Below are 18,651 nucleotides of genomic sequence, written 5' to 3' on the forward strand. Positions count from 1 at the left end.
ATAATGCCACAACTATGAAAAAATATTGGCCCATCATTTTAGGATTATCGTTATTTAAATTGCTCATCCATTGTTTAGGAAATCAAAATTATGGATTTCATAGAGATGAATTGTTGCACCTTTCGGTAAGTAAACACCTCGATTGGGGTTACATGGAATTTCCTCCTTTTATAGCAGTTGTAGGTAAATTGTCTCATTTTTTGTTTGGATATTCCTTATTTGGCACACGCTTGTTTCCAACACTAGCTGGCATTGCTATTTTAATACTTTGTTGTAAAATAGCTATTGAGATAGGAGGTAAGAAAAAAGCGGTATTTTTGGCAGGGCTTTCAATATTAATTTTTATCGCTTTCTACAGGAACCATATGTTGTTCCAACCCGTTGCTTTTGATCAATTGTTTTGGACAATAAGTTTTTATTATTTCATCCGTTTTTTGAAAACACAGCAAAATCACTATTTAGTATATACTGGTTTAGCATTGGCAATTGGATTCCTAAATAAATATACCATATTCATTTTATTACTAAGTATTGTACTGAGTTTAATCCTTACGCAAGGGAAAAAAATCCTCCAAAACAAATGGTTCTATCTAACAGGTCTAATCGCTTTGATAATTGTTTTACCGAATTTTATTTGGCAAATTACTCATGATTTTCCCATTCTGAAACATTTTCAAAAATTAAATGAAATACAATTAGAGCAATTAGATGCATTCGATTTTGTAAAAAATCAATTGCATGCACCGTTTACTTTATTTCTTGCTTTAATTGGAGTTTGGACTCTGTTTTTTGATACATCGATTTCGCAATATAAGGCTGTTGGTTTTACTTTTATACTCGTATTTTTACTAATGTGGGGTTTAAAATCTAAAGGATATTATTTTTATGCTGCCTATCCAGTTGTATTTGCCTTTGGAGCCTATAAATTAGAAAAAATTACAGCAAACAGGAACGTAATCTTGTATAGTGTTCTAGGGTGTATCACGGTATTATCTTTTTATTTTATTCCAAAATCCATTCCTATTTTACCCATTAAAAAGTATATAGCCTATGAAAAATTGGAACCACAAGAAAATGGAAGGTATCTTTTAACAAGTGATTATGCTGATATGTTTGGTTGGGAAGAACAAGTTGCTTGTATTGCCTCAATTTATAATTTATTATCTGAAGAAGAAAAGCAAAAGTGTGTCCTTTTAGCTGAAAATTATGGAGAAGCGGGAGCGTTGTCTATTTTAGGAGAAAAATATAATTTACCTGAGCCTGTTTGTAGTCATGGCAGTTTTTGGTTATGGGGTTCAGGAACCACATCGGGTGAAATTGTTATTACCTTAGGAATTGAAAAACCCGTAATTGGAAAAGTTTTTAGGGAGTACCAACTTCTAAAAATAATCCAACATAAGTATGCGATAGACGAAGAAAATAATATTCCTGTGTATCTTTGTAAGCAACCAAAAATAACGTTAAAAGAAATTTGGCCTACTTTAGAAAGCCATGTATTTGATTAAAAAATAGAATATGAATATTATCATAATTGAAGATGAAAAACCAGCAGCAAGATTGTTGCAACGCAAAGTTGAAAAGTTAGGATTAGAAGTAACCCAAATGTTGCATTCTGTAGAAGAGGCCTTAAATTGGTTCCAAAATAATACACATCCTGATCTGATTTTCTTAGATATTCAATTGTCTGATGGTTTGTCTTTTGAAATTTTTGAGCAAATAGACATTAAAAGTGCGATTATTTTTACCACTGCTTATGATGAATATGCGTTACGTGCTTTTAAATTAAATAGCATCGATTATTTGCTAAAACCTATTGATGAAGAAGATTTAGAAACGGCTGTTTCTAAATTTAAAGCTAGAGCAAATGCTAATGCAGCAGTAAGTTTAGATTTTGAAGCCATTAAGAGAATGTTAGTCAATCCAGTAGAAAGAGAATATAAAGCTCGTTTTTCAGTTAAAATTGGCCAACAAATAAAAGTTATTCCAATTCAAGAAGTAGAATGTTTTTTTAGTGAAAACAAAGGAACTTACTTGCATACTTTCGACAATAGAGATTATCTTTTAGATACGACAATGGAGCAATTAGAAAACGATTTAAATCCTAAAGATTTCTTCCGTATAAATAGAAAGTTTATTTTACCCTTAAAAGGAATTAAAGAAATTCAAGTGCATACTAATTCTCGATTAAAAATTATACTTCCTACCTATAAAGAAGATGAGGTTATTGTGGCTCGTGAACGTGTGAACGATTTTAAAACGTGGTTAGAATAATTAACTCAGTTGCTTTCTACTTTGAAAACTCTCTAAAACCAAATAGAATAAAAATCCAAATAAAAGCGAAGATAATACAATATGTAAGGTTTGTGATCCAAAAGGGAAATAAAAATAATACATAGCAATACCTGAAAGAATTTCAAATACAACAAGGGCTACTACAAATTTTATTTTGGTATAACCCAATTTCAATTTAGAATTTAAATACACTAAATAAGCAATCGCAAGAGTTACCAAAATGGAAAAACTTCTGTGAATATAAAAAGATAGAGTAGGACTTTGTAACCAAGTTTCCTTTGGTAAACCCGTTTCAGAAATTGTATCTACATGTTCTCTAACTGCAGTTCCTAAAACGACTTGAACTAAGGTTAAAACCAATGTAACGATTATAGCTGATTTAAATTTTGAATGGTAGTTATATCCTTTAGTTTGGCTTTTCTGAAAATAAAAAATTAAATACAGTTGAAGTCCGACAATTAAAAATGCGGCCAACATATGTGTCGTAATTTTTACAGGATTTAAAACTGAATCTACAACAGTTTTCCCAAGCCAAGCCTGAAATCCCATTAAAAAACAGATTATAAAGGTATAGAGCACTAATTTTTTATTGGTTTTCCAAAACCAAAAGGAAACAATAAAACTTGCAAAACAAGCAATTCCTGCTAAAGCACCAAATAAGCGATTGATATATTCCACCCATGTGTGCGAAGGATTAAAAATGGCATAATCATGTTTGGTATATTGTTCCCAATCCTCCTTTGAAAAAGTTGCTGTAGTGGTAAAATCTGTTTTAGCAACCAAAAGCGTTTCCTCTTTTATAATTACCATTCCTTTTTTGTAAACTCTGTTAGGAGTAAACAGTAATTCTTTTTCATCTGTTGGTGGAATATAATAGCCAAAACATTTGGGCCAATCAGGGCAACCCATTCCTGAGCCTGTCATACGTACCAAAGCACCAGCTACAATTACAAGATATACGAGTACTAACGCAATTTTAGTTATTGGTAAAAAATATTTTTTCATAAAGTAGTTACATTCAATATTGAATGAAAATATAAGTTAAATAACAGTTAATCAACTTTCTGCAACCCCATTTTTTTTGCTTTTTGTATCACAAATGCTAATGCTTCTTCGTATTCATTTGGAATTTCTCCTTCTAAAATGGCCTCTTTTACAGCTTCTTTAAGCGTTCCAATTTCTCTTCCAGGTTGTAAACCAAACAAACTCATGATTTCTTCACCTGTAATAGGCGGTTGAAAATTACGTACATGATCTCTTTCTTCAACTTCTACAATTTTCTGACGTACTATCTTGAAGTTATTATGATATTTGCTAAATTTTTTAGGATTTTTCGTAGTAATATCAGCTTCGCATAAGGTCATTAAACTTTCTACATCTTCACCTGCATCAAAGACCAATCTTCGAACTGCCGAATCGGTAACTATATCTTGAGCCAAAACAATAGGTCTCGAACTCATAGTAACCATTTTTTGCACAAATTTTAATTTTTGATTCAAAGGCATGTGCAAACGTTCAAAAATGCGTTTTACCATTTTGCCTCCTAAGAATTCATGTCCGTGAAAGGTCCAGCCTTGTTTTTTATTGAATCTTTTCGTAGGTGCTTTGCCAATGTCATGCAATAAAGCAGCCCAACGCAACCATACATCTTCCGTATTCGGACAAATATTATCTACTACTTCCAAGGTATGATAAAAATTGTTTTTATGTGTATGACCTTCTACCTCTTCTACACTGTTTAAAGCCGTCAATTCAGGTAATATAAGGTCTAATAATCCGGTTTGATGTAATAATAAAAAACCGATAGATGGTTTTTCAGTAGAAAGAATTTTATTGAACTCTTCTACAATACGCTCTCCAGAAATAATTTTTATACGTTCTTTATTACGGGAAATAGCTTCTAAAGATTCCTTTTCAATTTCAAAATGCAACTGAGTAGCAAAGCGAATCGCTCTTAACATTCGTAAAGGATCATCAGAATAAGTAATATCAGAATCTAAAGGTGTACGTATGATTTTATTTTTTAAATCGACCACACCATTAAAAGGATCCAATAATTCACCAAAATTAGTTTTGTTTAAGGAAAAAGCCAGTGCATTTATTGTAAAATCGCGTCTTTCTTGGTCATCTTTCAAAGATCCATTCTCAACTATAGGTTTTCTACTGTCTCTATTATAGGATTCTTTTCGAGCACCCACAAACTCTATATCCATATCTTTATAACGCAACATTGCCGTACCATAGTTTTTGAAAACTTGTACTTTGGGATTGTTGGGAATTAATTCGGATACTTTTAAGGCTAAATCAATGCCACTGCCTACAGCAACAATATCAATGTCTTTTTTATGATTGCGTTCTAATAAAATGTCTCTTACATAGCCACCAATTACATAACATTCTAATTGGAGTTCTGCTGCTGCTTTAGAAACGATTTCAAATATTTTATGATCGAGATGTTGTTTGTAATTCATTTTTTTAAATGAGTCAATTTTCAATATATATTGACTAATTATAAATTGGTATATAAATCTATTTCCTAATAATTTTAACTTGACTATCTAATCCTAGTTTTATGATGGTTGAAGGATTTTTGCAAATTTTATCGTGATGCAAATTTACTACATAGTCCACACCTTTTAAAATTTCGGGCGAAATTTCTTTGAAAGATTGTGGTGTTGGCATTCCAGAAATATTGGCAGAAGTGGAAACTAAAGGTTTTTTCATTCGTTCCATTAATTTATAGCAAAAAGGTTCGGTAACCATTCGTACAGCTAATGTATTGTCTTCTGCAATTATATTTTTTGCAACATTTTTAGGTTTGTCAAGAATTAAGGTTGTAGGTTTTTCAGAAAAATCCAAAATTTGCCAAGCTACTTCCGGAATTTCATTAAATACTTGATGCATCATACGTTCACCATTTACTAAAACAATCATGCTTTTGCTTTCTTCACGTTGCTTTAATGCAAATATTTTTTTTATAGCCTCTTCATTCGTAGCATCACAACCAATTCCCCAAACGGTATCTGTTGGATAAAGTATAATACCTCCATTTTTAATCACTTCAAATGCTTCGTGTACTTCTGTATTCATCTTATTGGTACTTATAAAAAATAAAAATCATTTTTTTTGCAAATATATTTAATTAAATGCTTATAAAATAGGTATTATTAGTAAAAGCTGGTCTCTAAATTCAAGATTTGTAAGCAAAGCAATTGCTTATTTTTATCTATATTTGATGCTTTAATATTTTAAACTAATGCTTCTTAATAATTCTTCTATTTTAGTGTCCGTAATTATTCCTGTATATAATGTTGAAAAATATATTTCAGAAGCTATTGAAAGCGTTTTAAATCAAACTTATAAACCTATTGAAATTATTTTAGTTGATGATGGATCCAAAGACAATTCCTTATCAATTTGTAAACAGTTTGTACAGCAACATTCAAATATAAAATTAATTGAGCAACAAAATTCTGGAGTTTCTATAGCAAGAAACAAAGGTCTTTCAATAGCAGAAGGAGAATATGTTTTTTTTATGGATTCTGACGATACGATTGATGTTGAATTTATTCGCTCATCTTATGAAGTGGCTAAAACTAAAGATGCTGATATTGTTATTGTTGGAGATTATTATTGTAAATCAACTAAAGTTCCTGCATTACCTACTTGTGCTCAATTTTTGAAGCATGATTTTTTAAAACAACATCCAAACATTCGTTTCCCTGAAAAAATTCAACCGTGTGAAGATGGCTTGTTTTCGCATCAATTATTAGCTTTGACTGATAAAATTGCAAAAAATCCCTTAGGTATTTACAATTACAGAGAACATGAAAATCAAAACCATATTACGATTCATAAAAATAAGGAGCAAGTACTCCATCAAATTCCAAAATGGTTAGAAATTTTAGAAAATTTTTATACTCAAAACAATTTATATCAACGAAAAACGTTACACCTAGCTTTTTTTTTAGAACACGAACCTTTTGAATTAAGGTTTTTAGCGATGCCATTTGATAGCATTCAAAAAGAAAGCCTCCATGTATTAATTAAAGACTTTTATACCACTCATGTTGCACCGTTTATTGGGAGTAATGAGAAAAAAAAGTTAAGTCGACTTTTTCTTAGTTTTTTAAAAGCAAAAAATCATATGGCTTTTGAAAAAGTTTATAAAAGGCATGTATTGTTATTAAAAATTAAAGAGAAATTGCATTTTTTTAATTATAAAGCGCAACTAAAAATGGTTAATATCATCCCTATTTCTAAATATAGAAAGTCATTACGAAATAGAATTAATGCCAATTTTGCCAAATGAAAATTGTAATTGTCCAACATAAAAACTTTTTAAATAGTACTGGTGGAACTGAAAAAATAGCCTGTTTTTTAGCAAATAATTTAGTTGAAAAAGACTGTGAAGTAATTCTTGCTACTAATGATGAGAATGTTTCAGGAAAACCCATGTTTTATTTAAATCCAAAAGTTACCCTTAATAATCTATTTAATCCAAAATTTATTCAAGAAGAGATAATTACACTTTTCAATTACAAAGGCAACAATCCTTTCTTTTGGCTTTATTACAAACTGAAAAAGAAACGAGATAAAATACACAACAAATTACTAGTAAAAAAATACGGCGGAGTAGAAGGTATTTATACTCATAATCTTAAAGAAAGAGTTACACTTTGGCAAACTTATTTAAGTGATGTTAAGCCTAATGTCATTATTACCATGTCTATAAGTTCGTTAGTCGAGATTACATTTGGAAAAAAGCTACAATTTCCCATACTAAATTCAGTGAATGGAAGACCAGATTATGATTATACAGATGTATTGTGGTATCGTTCTAAAATAGAAATGAAATTGTTGGAAGAAGCGTATGTTCATTTATCTGGAATCCAAGTTTTATTTGATAGTTACAAAGCTTTTCTTCCTACTACATTTATTGGTGAAGCTGTAACTATTCCAAATCCAGTAATCCAAATGGATACCAATGCGTTAGTACATCATGACATAGCAAAAAAAACATATAAAATTATAAATATTGCTTCTTTAAATAATAGTTGTAAGCAACAAGATGTAGCCATCCAAATCTTTTCAAAAATAGCTACCTCTTACCCTAATTGGATTTTAGAGTTTTGGGGTGTGGGTAATGATTTGCAAATTTTACAAGAACAAGTTGCCGAGTTGCAATTAGAAAATAGGATCTTTTTCAAAGGATTTACTTCAGAACCTCTTGAAAAGTTAAAAGAGGCAGAAATTTTTCTTTTTCCTAGTAAATATGAAGGTTTTCCGTTAGCTTTAACCGAAGCAATGGCTGTTGGTTTACCTGTAATTGGTTTTCAATCTTGTTCTGGAGTAAATGAGTTAATTCAAAATGAACAGAATGGTTTTTTAGCGAATGATATAACTGATATGCAGCACAAATTGGAACAACTCATTCAAAATTCAGAATTAAGAAAGAAAATGGGAATCATGGCTCATGAATCTGTAAAAAAATATTCAGAAGAAGCTGTGTTCCAAAAATGGTTCCACTTTATTACTCAAATAAATAAAAAACAAAATTAAACGATGCGAATATTATATTTTTATCCAGAAAATCCACTTTTAAAAAATCAAGGAAATAATGCAAGAGCCTTAGCACTTTTAGAATATTTTAAAGCACGTGCTATTGAAGTTGATTTTGTTGGGGTTTATGCTGATAATTTTCAACATGAAGACCTATCTGATTTAAAAAAGGAACACTATATTAAAGAGGGTTATTTATTAAAAAGTCTTTCTAGAAAGAAAAATCAATTGCGCTATTTCTTTATGTATTCTTTACCCCGAAAAATCTTTAAAAAAATAAAGGAATTTGACAGAAGAAGATTTGGACAAGAAAAACTATTCGAAGAAATTGCACTACAAAAAGAATATGATTTCATATTAATATCTTATGCTTATTGGGCTAATCTAATAGATAAAATTAAAGAAGTAAAACCAAATGTAAAATTTGTTATTGATACACATGATTTTTTAACGTCTCAATTTCAGCATACTAAAGATTTTCAATTGGGTAAATATTTCGAAACGGAAATACGTCTTTTAAATAAATTTGACGAAGTTTTAGTAATATCTAACGAAGAAAAGTATATTTTCTCTCAATTTTTGGAAAAGCCAGTTTCTATAGTTACTCATTCTTTGAAATCGCATTTTGAAGCATCTAAAATAACTAAGAAATATGATATAGTCTATGTTGCTAGTAATAATGAACATAATATTAAAGCAGCCAAATGGTTTTTTAGTGAAGTGTACCCAAAATTAGATAAAAATTTACAAATAGTAGTAGTAGGAAGAGTAGCAGCTTTTTGTCCAGACGAAGATAACATTACTAAAATAGCATTTGTTGAAGATTTAGATGCTATTTATGAAGTTTCAAAAATGGCCATTTGTCCTATGCTTAGTGGAACAGGTTTGAAAATTAAAGTCGTGGAAGCCCTTTCTTATGGTTTGCCAGTTGTATGTAATGAAAGAGGTCTTGACGGTTTATTGAATAAAACCAATAATGGTTGTTTAATGACTAATAATCCAAGTCAGTTTGCGAACTATATAATTCAACTGCATCAGGATGAGTCTTTTTACAAGAAACATGCACAAGATTCAAAATCATTTTTTGAAGCCAATCATTCTATTGAAGCAACTTATTCTGAGTTAGATTCTATTTTTACAGTTGATCAATAGATAATAATGTTTTTTGCAAAGTCGCTCTTGAAAAAGGAGTTAAGCTTTCTTCAGAGTGGCTTTGTAGTTGTAACCAAAGATTTTTGTCATTATACAATCGAATGATTTCATTTGCAAAATCTTCTTCAGTTGAAGCTATCAATGCGTTTTTTCCATGCTCTAAAAACATACCTTCAGCACCAATAGCCGTTGTAATTAATGGAAGATAATACTCAAATGACTGTCCTATTTTTCCTTTTACACCAGCTCCGTATCGCAACGGGACTACCATAAACTTTGAAGAAGTGAAAAAGGTTTCTATTTCAGGAATGTAGCCGTGAAAAATAAAATTAGGGTGCACAATATCGTTTATTTCGGTATTCAAATTACCAATAACATCTACCACAATCTCAGGTAATTTTTCCCATACTTTAGGCATGATTTTTTCAAATAGAAAATACAAAGCATCAATATTAGGAGTATGTGTAGAACCTATAAAAAGAATGTTTTTTCTTTCTTCAAAAGGTAACGTTTCTTGTAAACTTATTTTTGGATAATGAATATTTGAAATAGTCTTCATCTTATGAGCTGCGATGTAAGTACGCATAAATTCTTTTTCTTGTTCAGAAATGGTAATGACTAATGCAACTTTTTTGGCTACTACAGTTTCAATATGGAAGTACTTTTTATATCTTTTCTTTAAGGAAATCCTTTTTGGGTTTAGTTCAATAGCTCTTTTGTAACGCAAAAAATGAATATCAACCATGTCATATAAGGTGGTTGCTTCAGGAATCGTTTTATGAACATATTGGAAATGTCTTTTTAAAGTGTTTGGTCCATAAAACCAAATAAAATCAACCTTTGGAATAGCTTTTAAAAAAGAAAGGGTTGTCTGTTTATTTTTAAGTTCAGAAAATAGGATTACCTCTTCATTTTTAAAAAACTCAATATAATTATTGTCATTCTCAGATGATGTAAAAGTTAAAAAACAATTATATCCAAGTTGGACATAGGCTAAAATAATTTCCTTAAGTCTATTTGATCCAGAATCTTTATCATAAGTAGGAATTGCATTCGATATAAAAACAATTGTTTTTTTAGATGCATCATACCTTTCACCATTTATTAAAGAGTTTAAATCAAAATCTATTTTTTTAGAAAAAAGATGTTTAAACGTGATCATTCTTTGTTGTTTTGTTTATGTTTTAAAGAATCATTTAATCTTCCACCTCTAAAAAGCACTTTAAACAATGACCAGTATTTTGGTTTTCGAATACTCTTTATAAAATATTTTATTTGCAAGAATAACAATATAATTCGATAATTAAGATAACCATAATGTTTTCGAATCACATACAAGAGTGAAATTTTTAATTCCGTTTTAATTTCGATTGATTTTGGAGTACTAGCTCCATGAAAATGAATGAATTTAGCATCTGGTATTAAATAAGCATACTTTTTAATTTTAGCTAGTCGAATACACAAATCTGTTTCTTCTTGATACAAAAAGATATTGGTATCAAAACCACCCACACTCCAAAAATCATCAGAACGAACCATCATAAAACTCCCAGACACAAATTGACCTCTTTGCGGACTCTTATATTCTAATTTTCGTTTAGGATATATTTTAGGATTGATTGTTTCTAAAAAGTAACGACCCAAAAGCTCTTTTAATGGCGATGAAAAATGATCTAAAGTTGGCAATAAACTACCATCTTCTTTGAAACTTTGCGGTCCACAAATTCCAAAGCTTTCATTATTTTTCATGGCTTCAATAATAATTGAAAAACAATCGTTTAGTAATATGGAATCATTATTTACAAATGCATAATAAGTAGCATCCGAAAACTGACAACCAATCATATTACCTCCACCAAAACCAGTATTTATATGATTTCTAAGTAGTTTTATAGAAGGATTGTTTAATGCTGCTATATAGTTTTTTAATAGATTGTAATCATTCAATTTGGAATGATTATCTACAATTATAATATTATAATTTAAAAGTGTTGAAGTATGTTTAATAATACTTTCTACACATTGAATAGTGTAGCTACTTGTATTATAATTTATTATTATGATAGATAAATCCAACATTTATTTTTTTAAGTAAAGTTAAATATATAGTTTTATTTCTATATATTTTTATCTAGTTTTACAAAGACAAAAAATTTGTTAGCAAAGTAACAAATAATTTTTAGGAATAGCTATTATCATTACACATATAGTTCAAAATGTAATACTAATTTTATTGTTAAATTAAGAACTAATTCTATAACTGCTTCTTATGAAAATACTGCATATATCTGGTGCAAAAGGTTGGGGTGGAAATGAACAACAAATAATATACATTTTACCCAAGCTTAACGCATTAGGAGTTCAAAATATTGTTTGTGGTTTGAAAAACTCTGTTTTGGAAAAAGAATGCGAGAAGAACAATATTTCCTTCATTCCTTTCCGAAATAAAAAACTAAAAAGTTTTTCCAATTACAAGCAGTTAGCAAAAATTTCAAAAGTGGAAACCCAAGATATTATTCAATTGCACACGAGTGATTCGCTTATGTTTTTTCTTTTGTCTAATTTTTTATTTAGAATTAAAGGAAAATTAGTGTTTTCTAAAAAGGGTGTTGGAGTTAGTGGTAGTTTTTTAAGTAAGATAAAATATAATAGTTCAAGAATTGATGCTATTTTATGTGTTTCAAAAATGGTAGAAGAATCTTTTGGTAAAACGCTTACTCCTAAAATGAAAGACAAAACAATTGTAATTAATGATTGTGTTTCTTTGGATATTTTGGATTTAAAAAGTGATATTAAAATCCGTAAACTATATAATATACCAGATGATAAATTGCTAGTAGGTAATATTGCAAACCATACCAATGCTAAAGATTTATTTACTTTAATTGATGTTTTAGCAGAAATTAAACACGTCCATAATAGAAATGATATCGTTTTTGTTCAAGTAGGAGAGTTTTCAAAAAAAACGGATAAACTCAAAGAATACGCTATTAAAAAGAAAGTGTTTAAGGACATTATTTTTATGAATCAAATAAAGAATGCGTCTTCTTTGAACAATCAATTTGATGTTTTTTTACTTACTTCTCAAAGAGAAGGTGGACCAACGTCACTTTTAGAAGCCATGTTAATGGGTACACCAGTAGTATCAACAAAAGTTGGAGTAGTCCCAGATATCATTCAAGATGGAAGTAATGGTTTCTCTGCAGAAATTAAAGATGCAAAAAAATTAAGTAAGAATATTATCGAATTATTGGATAATAAAAAATTGCAAAAAGAATTTTCAGAAACAAATATGGAGATAGTTAAAACTAAATTTTCAGCTGTTTATATTGCAAATCAAATTAAAAACGAATTTGAAAAATTATTAAAAACGAATTAATTTAAGTATTGATTAACTCCTTTTTCAATATACATTATTTTTTTCTCTCTTACTTCATCTTCTATGGCATGATTAATATTGATGTGACTTTTATCTTGTTCTTTATGATAAATATGAAAAGCAATTCCAGTATGTTTTAATCTTTTACCAACAATTCCAATATTGTGAAGTCGTTGAATCATTTCTGAGTCATCAACACCCCAACCCACCAAATTTTCATTAAAACCATTTATTGTTATAAAATCTTTTCTCCAAAAAGACATATTACAACCTCGTAACTTTTTTGAAATTTTTTTATGTTGTTTTTCAAAATACATAAAAAAAGGCATTCTTAATGTTCTTGTTCTTTTTTTAATTCCTTTTGAAAAGAAATGGTAACTAATTGTTTTATTGGTAAAAATAGAAGCTAAGATGTCTTTTTTTATATTTACTCTCGAACCAAATAAATATTGACCTTTTTTGGCATTTTTTAAATGATCTTCAACAAAATTTTTGTGCATGATGATGTCTCCATCAATTTCAATAATATAGTCATATTGCGCTTTTGCAATTGCTTTATTCATTATTTTCGGCTTTTGATTGCCATTATCTTCATGCCAAACATGCAATAAAGGAACAGGAAAGTCTTTTTGGAATTCAGAAATGAGTGCAGTAGTTTCAGGTTTAGAACCGTCATCTGCAATAATAACTTCGTTTGGTAAAACAGTTTGATTTTTAATGCTTAAAAGCAATAATTCTAATGCTTGTGGCCAATTGTATGTAGGAGTTATTAAAGAACACTTAGGATACAGACTCATTCCAATTTTTTTTTGGTAAAAATATTGAATTAATTGGAATTATTAAACACAATATCTACTTTTGAGAAAAATTAATAACTTTGATTACGATTTCTAAGGCTTACCAAAAATATACTTCTGAAATATTAGATTGTATTGAAAATTTTACTAAAAAAGGAACTGTTTTTGTAAAAGGTTCACGTAATACGATTAAGCTTTTTACAATTGAGCATACCATTGTAAATATAAAATCATTTAAAAAACCGAATCTTATCAATAAAATTGCGTATCGTTATTTTCGTAAATCAAAAGCCAGACGTTCTTTTGAATTTGCTTCTAAATTAATTGAAATGCAAATTGGAACACCACAACCTATAGCTTATTATGAAAATTTTGATATAATTGGACTTAAGGATAGTTATTATGCTTGCGAACATTTAGAAAATGTTTTTGAATTTAGAGCTATAATTGAAAATGAAGATTTTGAAGATAGAGAGGAAATTATAAGACAGTTTATCCGTTTTACTGCTTTTATGCATAGAGAAGGGGTAGAGTTTTTAGATCATTCACCAGGAAACACTTTAATTCGTAAAGAAAACGATGGTAGTTATTCTTTTTTTCTAGTAGATTTGAATCGTATGAAATTTCATAAAGTAATTGATTTTCAAACAAGAATGAAAAATCTATCTAAAATTACTCCTAAAAAAGAAATGATACTTATCATGAGTAATGAGTATGCTACAATTACTGGTGAAGATGAAAATTTGATTTTTACCACGCTTTGGAAATTAACTTCTGATTTCCAATATCGATTTTATCGTAAAAAAAGGATTAAAAAGAAACTAAAATTCTGGAAAAAGTAGTACTTTCAATTTATAAACCTTTTCATGAAAGTTTCTGTAATAATCACTACCTACAATTCGGAGGAATGGCTTGAAAAAGTCCTTTTAGGATATGCTGTTCAAACGGAGCCAAATTTTGAATTAATTATTGCCGATGATGGTTCTTCATCAGCAACTAAAAGGGTTATAGATTCTTTTAAAGCTTCTTTTTTGCATCCAATACAACATGTGTGGCATGAGGATGAAGGATTTCGAAAATGTAAAATTTTGAATAAAGCCATTTTACAAACACACACGGATTATCTCATTTTTACCGATGGAGATTGTATTCCACGAAAAGATTTTGTAGCCCAACATTTGAAAAGTAAGGAAAAAGGCTATTTTTTATCAGGTGGTTATTTTAAATTGCCTATGTCAATCTCAAAATTGATTGATGCTTCACACATTCAGAAGCAAGAAGCTTTTTCCATTAGATGGCTTACTAAACAAGGACTTAAAAAGTCTTTTAAGCTATCTAAACTAACCAAATGGAATTGGTTCGCCGTATTAATGAATTGGCTTACGCCAACTAAAAAAACGTTTAATGGACATAATACTTCTTGTTTTAAAGAAGATTTATTGGCAATTAATGGTTTTAATGAAGAGATGTTATATGGAGGTTTAGATAGAGAAGTAGGAGAACGTCTTTTTAATTATGGAATATTAGCCAAACAAATTCGATATAGTGCCATTTGCATTCATTTAGATCACAAAAGAGGCTATGCATCTCCTGAAATTTGGAAAAACAATAATGCCATTAGAGCTTACAATAAAAAGTATAATGTTATAAAAATCGAAAAAGGAATCGATCAATATTATTAATTACCAATAGCTTTAAAAAAGTGAGTTAATTTTTCTTTAATTAATTGAATTGGATACTCTTCGAAGTATTTGAACGTATTTTCTTTAATATATTTCTCATCAAATTCTTTGTAAATTTCTGGCTTTAAGTCTTTTAAATGAATAGAAACATTTTTTTCATCTTCAAAGATTTGCCATGCTTCTTTGTTCACACTAGGAGAAAATAGAGAAAAAGTTGGAATTTCTAATGCCTTAGACATATTTACAGCACCACCTTCATTTCCTATAAGCGCATCACACTGTGATAAAATTCCTAGAAAAGAACGTAAATCATTGGCATACAAATCGAAAAAGATATTTTTTCTAGTGTTTTCCTTACAAAGATTATAAATTGCTAAAGCATCTTCTTTTTGTTTTGGAATATAATTGAAAAATAAATTAGCTTGAGTTTGTGCTACAATAAAGTCTAACAATGCGGCCATTTTTTCAAAAGGATAGGTTTTGTACCATTCACTTCCTAAAATTCCAATCATATAATTTGGTTTGTCTTTATTTAATGGAAAGTTACCAATATAGTTTTTTGCGTTTTCTATTTCTTCTTTTGTTAAAAAAACTTTAGGTTTATAGTCGGTTATTTCTTCTGAAATAATAGGTTTTAGTAATTCAATACGATTGATTATAGCTAATCCTAATTTATTTTGTCCTTTTTGAGTTTGTCTTTCAATATTGTAATTATAAAAGATAGTAGAGTACCATTTTTTATATGAAATTTTCTTTTTTGCTTTTGAGAAAAGAGTGATTAAATTGGTTTCTAATTTACTGTATACATCTATTACAGCATCGTATTTTTTAGACCTAATTTTAAATATAAATTCAAATAAGGAAACGTAATTTTTTCTTACTTTTTCTTCTAATACAATGATATTGCTAATATTAGGATTGTTTTTTAATACATCAACACAATTGGCATAGCACATATAATCCACTTGAGCATTTGGATACGCTTTTTTTAGATTATTAGCTAAAATAGAAGAAGTTAAGACATCTCCAATGCGTTTTTGTTGAATGATTAAAAATTTCATGGCTTATTTTTTGTGCTAAAATACATAACTATGTAAGAATTTGAAACTCTAAGAAAAAATAAATTAGTTACTTTTGCTTAAATTTTATGAATTATGGCAATTAGTGGTTTAGTAATTACTTTTAATGAAGAAAAAAACATTGGTAAATGTATTGATGCACTTTTTGAAGTATGTGATGAAGTTATCATTGTAGATTCCTTAAGTACCGATCAAACAGTAGCCATTGCAGAAGCTAAAGGAGCTAAGGTTATTACACAAGCGTTTTTAGGTGATGGCCCACAACGAACCCATGGTTTGCCTTTTTGTAAAAATGAGTGGATTTTAAATTTGGATGCAGATGAATTTCTAGATATTGATGCAAAAGCGTTTATTTTGAATAAAAAATATCTATCAGGTAGTTATGATGCTTTTTCTTTTCGAGTTAAAAATTTTTTAGCTGATGAGTTAATTGATTTTTCAGGTTGGTATCCTGATAGTAAAGTCCGCTTTTTTAATAAAAAAACAGCTCATCCTTCAGATGCAAAAGTGCATCAAAAAATTATTGCAACGAATGAAAAGAAAGTAGCAGTGCATATTTTGCATTATGGATGGAGTTCTTTTGATCAAATTTTGGCTAAAAAGAACCAATATTCTACTTGGCATGCTCAACAATTATTTGATCAAGGAAAGAGAATTAACAGTTGGAAACCAGTTTTAAACGGAACTGTTGCGTTTATACGTTGTTATTTCTTTAAAAAAGGGATATTTAATGGCTTGGATGGCTTAACTATTGCTATGATTCAAGCTTTTTTTTCCTACATGAAATATGCTAAATTATTAAAGTTACAACGACAATCAAAAAATTAATTTATAGTTAATTTATTTGCAATCATTCTTTGATTGAAACTCTGAATGTATGCTTTTATAAATTGTTCCATTTTTGTTACAATTGCATCGTTTGAATTTAAAAGATTATGTTGTAATAATTCATCTTCTTTAAAATTATATAAGCCAATAGCTTTTTTACCATCAAATGCCATGTAATAATCCCCATCTATATAATGGTAAATATTGTCTAAATAATATACTACAAAATCTTTTTCGGACTGATAGGGCTTTCCAAAGGTAATCATTTTAGCCTTTATTCTTAAATAACTGAGTATTGATGGCATGATGTCAATTTGTTGAAAATTTCTGAAATTTAATCCTCCAAAGTTTGGATTTCCAGGGTTGAAAAACAAAATCGGAATTCTAAATTTACCAATATTCGTTTTAAATTTTTCAGCTGTTGGCTCAGAGGAAGTATGATCAGCCGTAATAACAAATAATGTATTGTTATACCAGGGTTGTTTTTTAGCAGTTTCAAAAAACTTTTTCAAGGCAAAATCGGTATACGCTATACTTTCTTGAATTTTCGTATTACCTTTAGGAAATTTGTCTTTATAGCGTTCTGGTATTTTATAAGGATTATGAGAAGAAATTGTAAATAGAGAAGTGAAAAAGGGCGTTTTAAAAGTGCTCATTTTAGTGCAGAAAAACTGCATAAATTCTTCGTCATAAATTCCCCAGTTGCCATCAAAAGCTTCAGGTCCTTCGTATTCATCTTTGCCGTAATAGGCATCAAAACCAGCTACTTTACAATATTGATCAAAATTCTGACTTCCATTGAATGCACCATGAAAGAAAGCGGTGTAATAGTTATTGTCTTTTAAAATTTTAGGCAATCCATATATTTCATTAATCGAGTAACTGGAAGTAATTAAAGAATGATTCATTAAACTTGGAATACTTGATAAAGTAGAAGGAACAGCATCAATGGATAATTTACCATTGGCAAAACCATTTTCAAAGAAAAGGGATTTGGTTACCAAAGAATCTAAAAATGGGGTTTGACCAATTTGTAAATTCTCCCGTCCAAAGCTTTCTAAAATAAGAATGACAACATTTTGTTTTAGGGCATCGCTATCTGGCTCCAACTCTAAAACAGGATTAAATATTGCTTGTAATTCGGTTTCATTGTAAAATGATTTTGCTTCTAAAGTTTCTTTTTTTCCTATTGTTTTTAAAATGCAAAAGGGTGTATTTAAAACTAAAGCGGAATGGCTAATGGAACCATAATTTACGGCATCTACTACTTTTAAAGGTTTTTGTTGGAAACCTCCTCGTCCTAAAACCAATAAAAATCCCATAATTAGTATAAAAAGACCTGTTTGTTTTCCTACAATTGCAAGGGTAGTATTTTCTTTAGGAATAGAAGAAGAAAATGTTGGTATTACTTTCCAAAATGCAATTGCTAAAATAATTCCTAGTAGCGGTAAATACCAAAATTCTTTCAAAAAAGAGAGCATTAATCCGCCAATTTCATTTTCCATACCAGAGGCAGTAATCATGCTAAACGTACTTCTTCTTCCGGTAAATTTATAGTATTCAAAATCAACAAAATTGGTTAGAATAAAAATAAGATTAACCGTATAAAAAGCTATTTTTAAACCTTTTTGATATCCTTTTTTGTATATGAATTTTGCTGGAAATAGATGTAAAAAACCAAATAGTATATTAATATAGGCAATAGCCGAAAGATCAAAGTGAATGCCTCCTAAAAATACTTTTAAATCTAATCCACTGAAAGCAGATTTGTTAAAATATAAAAATAAAAACCTACAAATTTGATAGATAAACAGAACCAATAAAAAGCGTTTAAAAAAGAGAAGAATACTCTTAAAGTAGTTTTTCATTATTTATAAATT

The 18,651-nt window shown here is 29.1% G+C and carries 17 protein-coding genes; 9 read left to right on the forward strand and 8 right to left on the reverse strand.

Annotated features, from left to right (window positions below; genetic code table 11):
* Positions 1-14 precede the first annotated feature (14 nt).
* Positions 15-1,505 (forward strand): glycosyltransferase family 39 protein, encoded by a 1,491-nt coding sequence (locus FHG05_RS17340; RefSeq protein ID WP_140999374.1) that lies wholly within the window; start codon positions 15-17, stop codon positions 1,503-1,505.
* Positions 1,506-1,515: 10 nt separating this feature from the next.
* A complete protein-coding gene (locus FHG05_RS17345) occupies positions 1,516-2,271 on the forward strand; it encodes a LytR/AlgR family response regulator transcription factor (protein ID WP_140999375.1) in 756 nt (251 codons plus the stop codon).
* On the opposite strand, the gene FHG05_RS17350 is transcribed toward FHG05_RS17345, so the two are convergent.
* From FHG05_RS17350 to FHG05_RS17360, 3 genes are read right to left on the reverse strand one after another with little or no spacing between them, the layout of a single operon-like run.
* Positions 2,272-3,297, reverse strand: a complete 1,026-nt coding sequence (locus FHG05_RS17350) for a COX15/CtaA family protein (RefSeq protein WP_140999376.1) — start codon at positions 3,295-3,297, stop codon at positions 2,272-2,274. It lies immediately after the preceding gene.
* A 47-nt stretch (positions 3,298-3,344) separates the two neighbouring features.
* Complete coding sequence (locus FHG05_RS17355; RefSeq protein ID WP_140999377.1) at positions 3,345-4,763, reverse strand: CCA tRNA nucleotidyltransferase; 1,419 nt, start codon at positions 4,761-4,763, stop codon at positions 3,345-3,347.
* 58 nt (positions 4,764-4,821) lie between these two features.
* Positions 4,822-5,382: an L-threonylcarbamoyladenylate synthase gene (locus tag FHG05_RS17360; RefSeq protein WP_140999378.1), complete on the reverse strand. Its 561-nt coding sequence runs from the start codon at positions 5,380-5,382 to the stop codon at positions 4,822-4,824.
* 166 nt (positions 5,383-5,548) lie between these two features.
* On the opposite strand from FHG05_RS17360, the gene FHG05_RS17365 reads away from it, so the two are divergent.
* Genes FHG05_RS17365 through FHG05_RS17375 form a run of 3 tightly spaced genes read left to right on the forward strand, consistent with a single transcriptional unit; the run spans position 5,549 to position 9,006 of the window.
* Entirely contained in the window at positions 5,549-6,604 is a 1,056-nt protein-coding gene (locus FHG05_RS17365; protein WP_140999379.1) for a glycosyltransferase family 2 protein, read from the forward strand.
* Complete coding sequence (locus FHG05_RS17370) at positions 6,601-7,854, forward strand: glycosyltransferase (protein ID WP_140999380.1); 1,254 nt, start codon at positions 6,601-6,603, stop codon at positions 7,852-7,854. Before FHG05_RS17365 ends, FHG05_RS17370 begins: the two co-directional genes overlap by 4 nt.
* Before the next feature lie 3 nt (positions 7,855-7,857).
* Positions 7,858-9,006, forward strand: coding sequence for a glycosyltransferase (locus tag FHG05_RS17375; RefSeq protein WP_140999381.1), 1,149 nt, complete (start codon positions 7,858-7,860; stop codon positions 9,004-9,006).
* On the opposite strand, the gene FHG05_RS17380 is transcribed toward FHG05_RS17375, so the two are convergent.
* Both FHG05_RS17380 and FHG05_RS17385 read right to left on the reverse strand, forming a co-directional pair.
* On the reverse strand, positions 8,990-10,168 hold the full coding sequence (locus FHG05_RS17380) for a glycosyltransferase (RefSeq protein WP_140999382.1): 1,179 nt from the start codon (positions 10,166-10,168) through the stop codon (positions 8,990-8,992). The genes FHG05_RS17375 and FHG05_RS17380 overlap by 17 nt on opposite strands.
* Positions 10,165-11,085 (reverse strand): glycosyltransferase family 2 protein, encoded by a 921-nt coding sequence (locus FHG05_RS17385; RefSeq protein WP_140999383.1) that lies wholly within the window; start codon positions 11,083-11,085, stop codon positions 10,165-10,167. Before FHG05_RS17385 ends, FHG05_RS17380 begins: the two co-directional genes overlap by 4 nt.
* Before the next feature lie 190 nt (positions 11,086-11,275).
* Between FHG05_RS17385 and FHG05_RS17390 the strand changes: the two genes are divergently transcribed.
* Positions 11,276-12,385, forward strand: coding sequence for a glycosyltransferase family 4 protein (locus tag FHG05_RS17390; protein ID WP_140999384.1), 1,110 nt, complete (start codon positions 11,276-11,278; stop codon positions 12,383-12,385).
* Here the strand turns inward: FHG05_RS17390 and FHG05_RS17395 are convergent.
* Positions 12,382-13,182: a glycosyltransferase family 2 protein gene (locus FHG05_RS17395; protein ID WP_140999385.1), complete on the reverse strand. Its 801-nt coding sequence runs from the start codon at positions 13,180-13,182 to the stop codon at positions 12,382-12,384. The two genes, FHG05_RS17390 and FHG05_RS17395, sit on opposite strands and share 4 nt — an antisense overlap.
* Before the next feature lie 80 nt (positions 13,183-13,262).
* Here FHG05_RS17395 and FHG05_RS17400 point away from each other — a divergent pair, with 80 nt between their 5' ends.
* On the forward strand, positions 13,263-14,024 hold the full coding sequence (locus tag FHG05_RS17400; protein ID WP_140999386.1) for a lipopolysaccharide kinase InaA family protein: 762 nt from the start codon (positions 13,263-13,265) through the stop codon (positions 14,022-14,024).
* A gap of 24 nt (positions 14,025-14,048) precedes the next feature.
* Positions 14,049-14,864, forward strand: a complete 816-nt coding sequence (locus tag FHG05_RS17405; RefSeq protein ID WP_140999387.1) for a glycosyltransferase family 2 protein — start codon at positions 14,049-14,051, stop codon at positions 14,862-14,864.
* Here FHG05_RS17405 and FHG05_RS17410 read toward each other — a convergent pair.
* Positions 14,861-15,925 (reverse strand): glycosyltransferase family 9 protein, encoded by a 1,065-nt coding sequence (locus FHG05_RS17410; protein WP_140999388.1) that lies wholly within the window; start codon positions 15,923-15,925, stop codon positions 14,861-14,863. The genes FHG05_RS17405 and FHG05_RS17410 overlap by 4 nt on opposite strands.
* A gap of 93 nt (positions 15,926-16,018) precedes the next feature.
* On the opposite strand from FHG05_RS17410, the gene FHG05_RS17415 reads away from it, so the two are divergent.
* Positions 16,019-16,771 carry a glycosyltransferase family 2 protein gene (locus FHG05_RS17415; RefSeq protein WP_140999389.1) on the forward strand — a complete coding sequence of 251 codons (753 nt, stop codon included), beginning with the start codon at positions 16,019-16,021 and terminating at the stop codon, positions 16,769-16,771.
* Here FHG05_RS17415 and FHG05_RS17420 read toward each other — a convergent pair.
* Positions 16,768-18,639: an LTA synthase family protein gene (locus tag FHG05_RS17420; protein ID WP_140999390.1), complete on the reverse strand. Its 1,872-nt coding sequence runs from the start codon at positions 18,637-18,639 to the stop codon at positions 16,768-16,770. The genes FHG05_RS17415 and FHG05_RS17420 overlap by 4 nt on opposite strands.
* Between the last annotated feature and the right edge of the window lie 12 nt (positions 18,640-18,651).

The sequence above is a fragment of the Flavobacterium profundi genome (assembly GCF_006491645.1).
In the GTDB taxonomy this organism is placed as follows: Bacteria; Bacteroidota; Bacteroidia; order Flavobacteriales; family Flavobacteriaceae; genus Flavobacterium; species Flavobacterium profundi.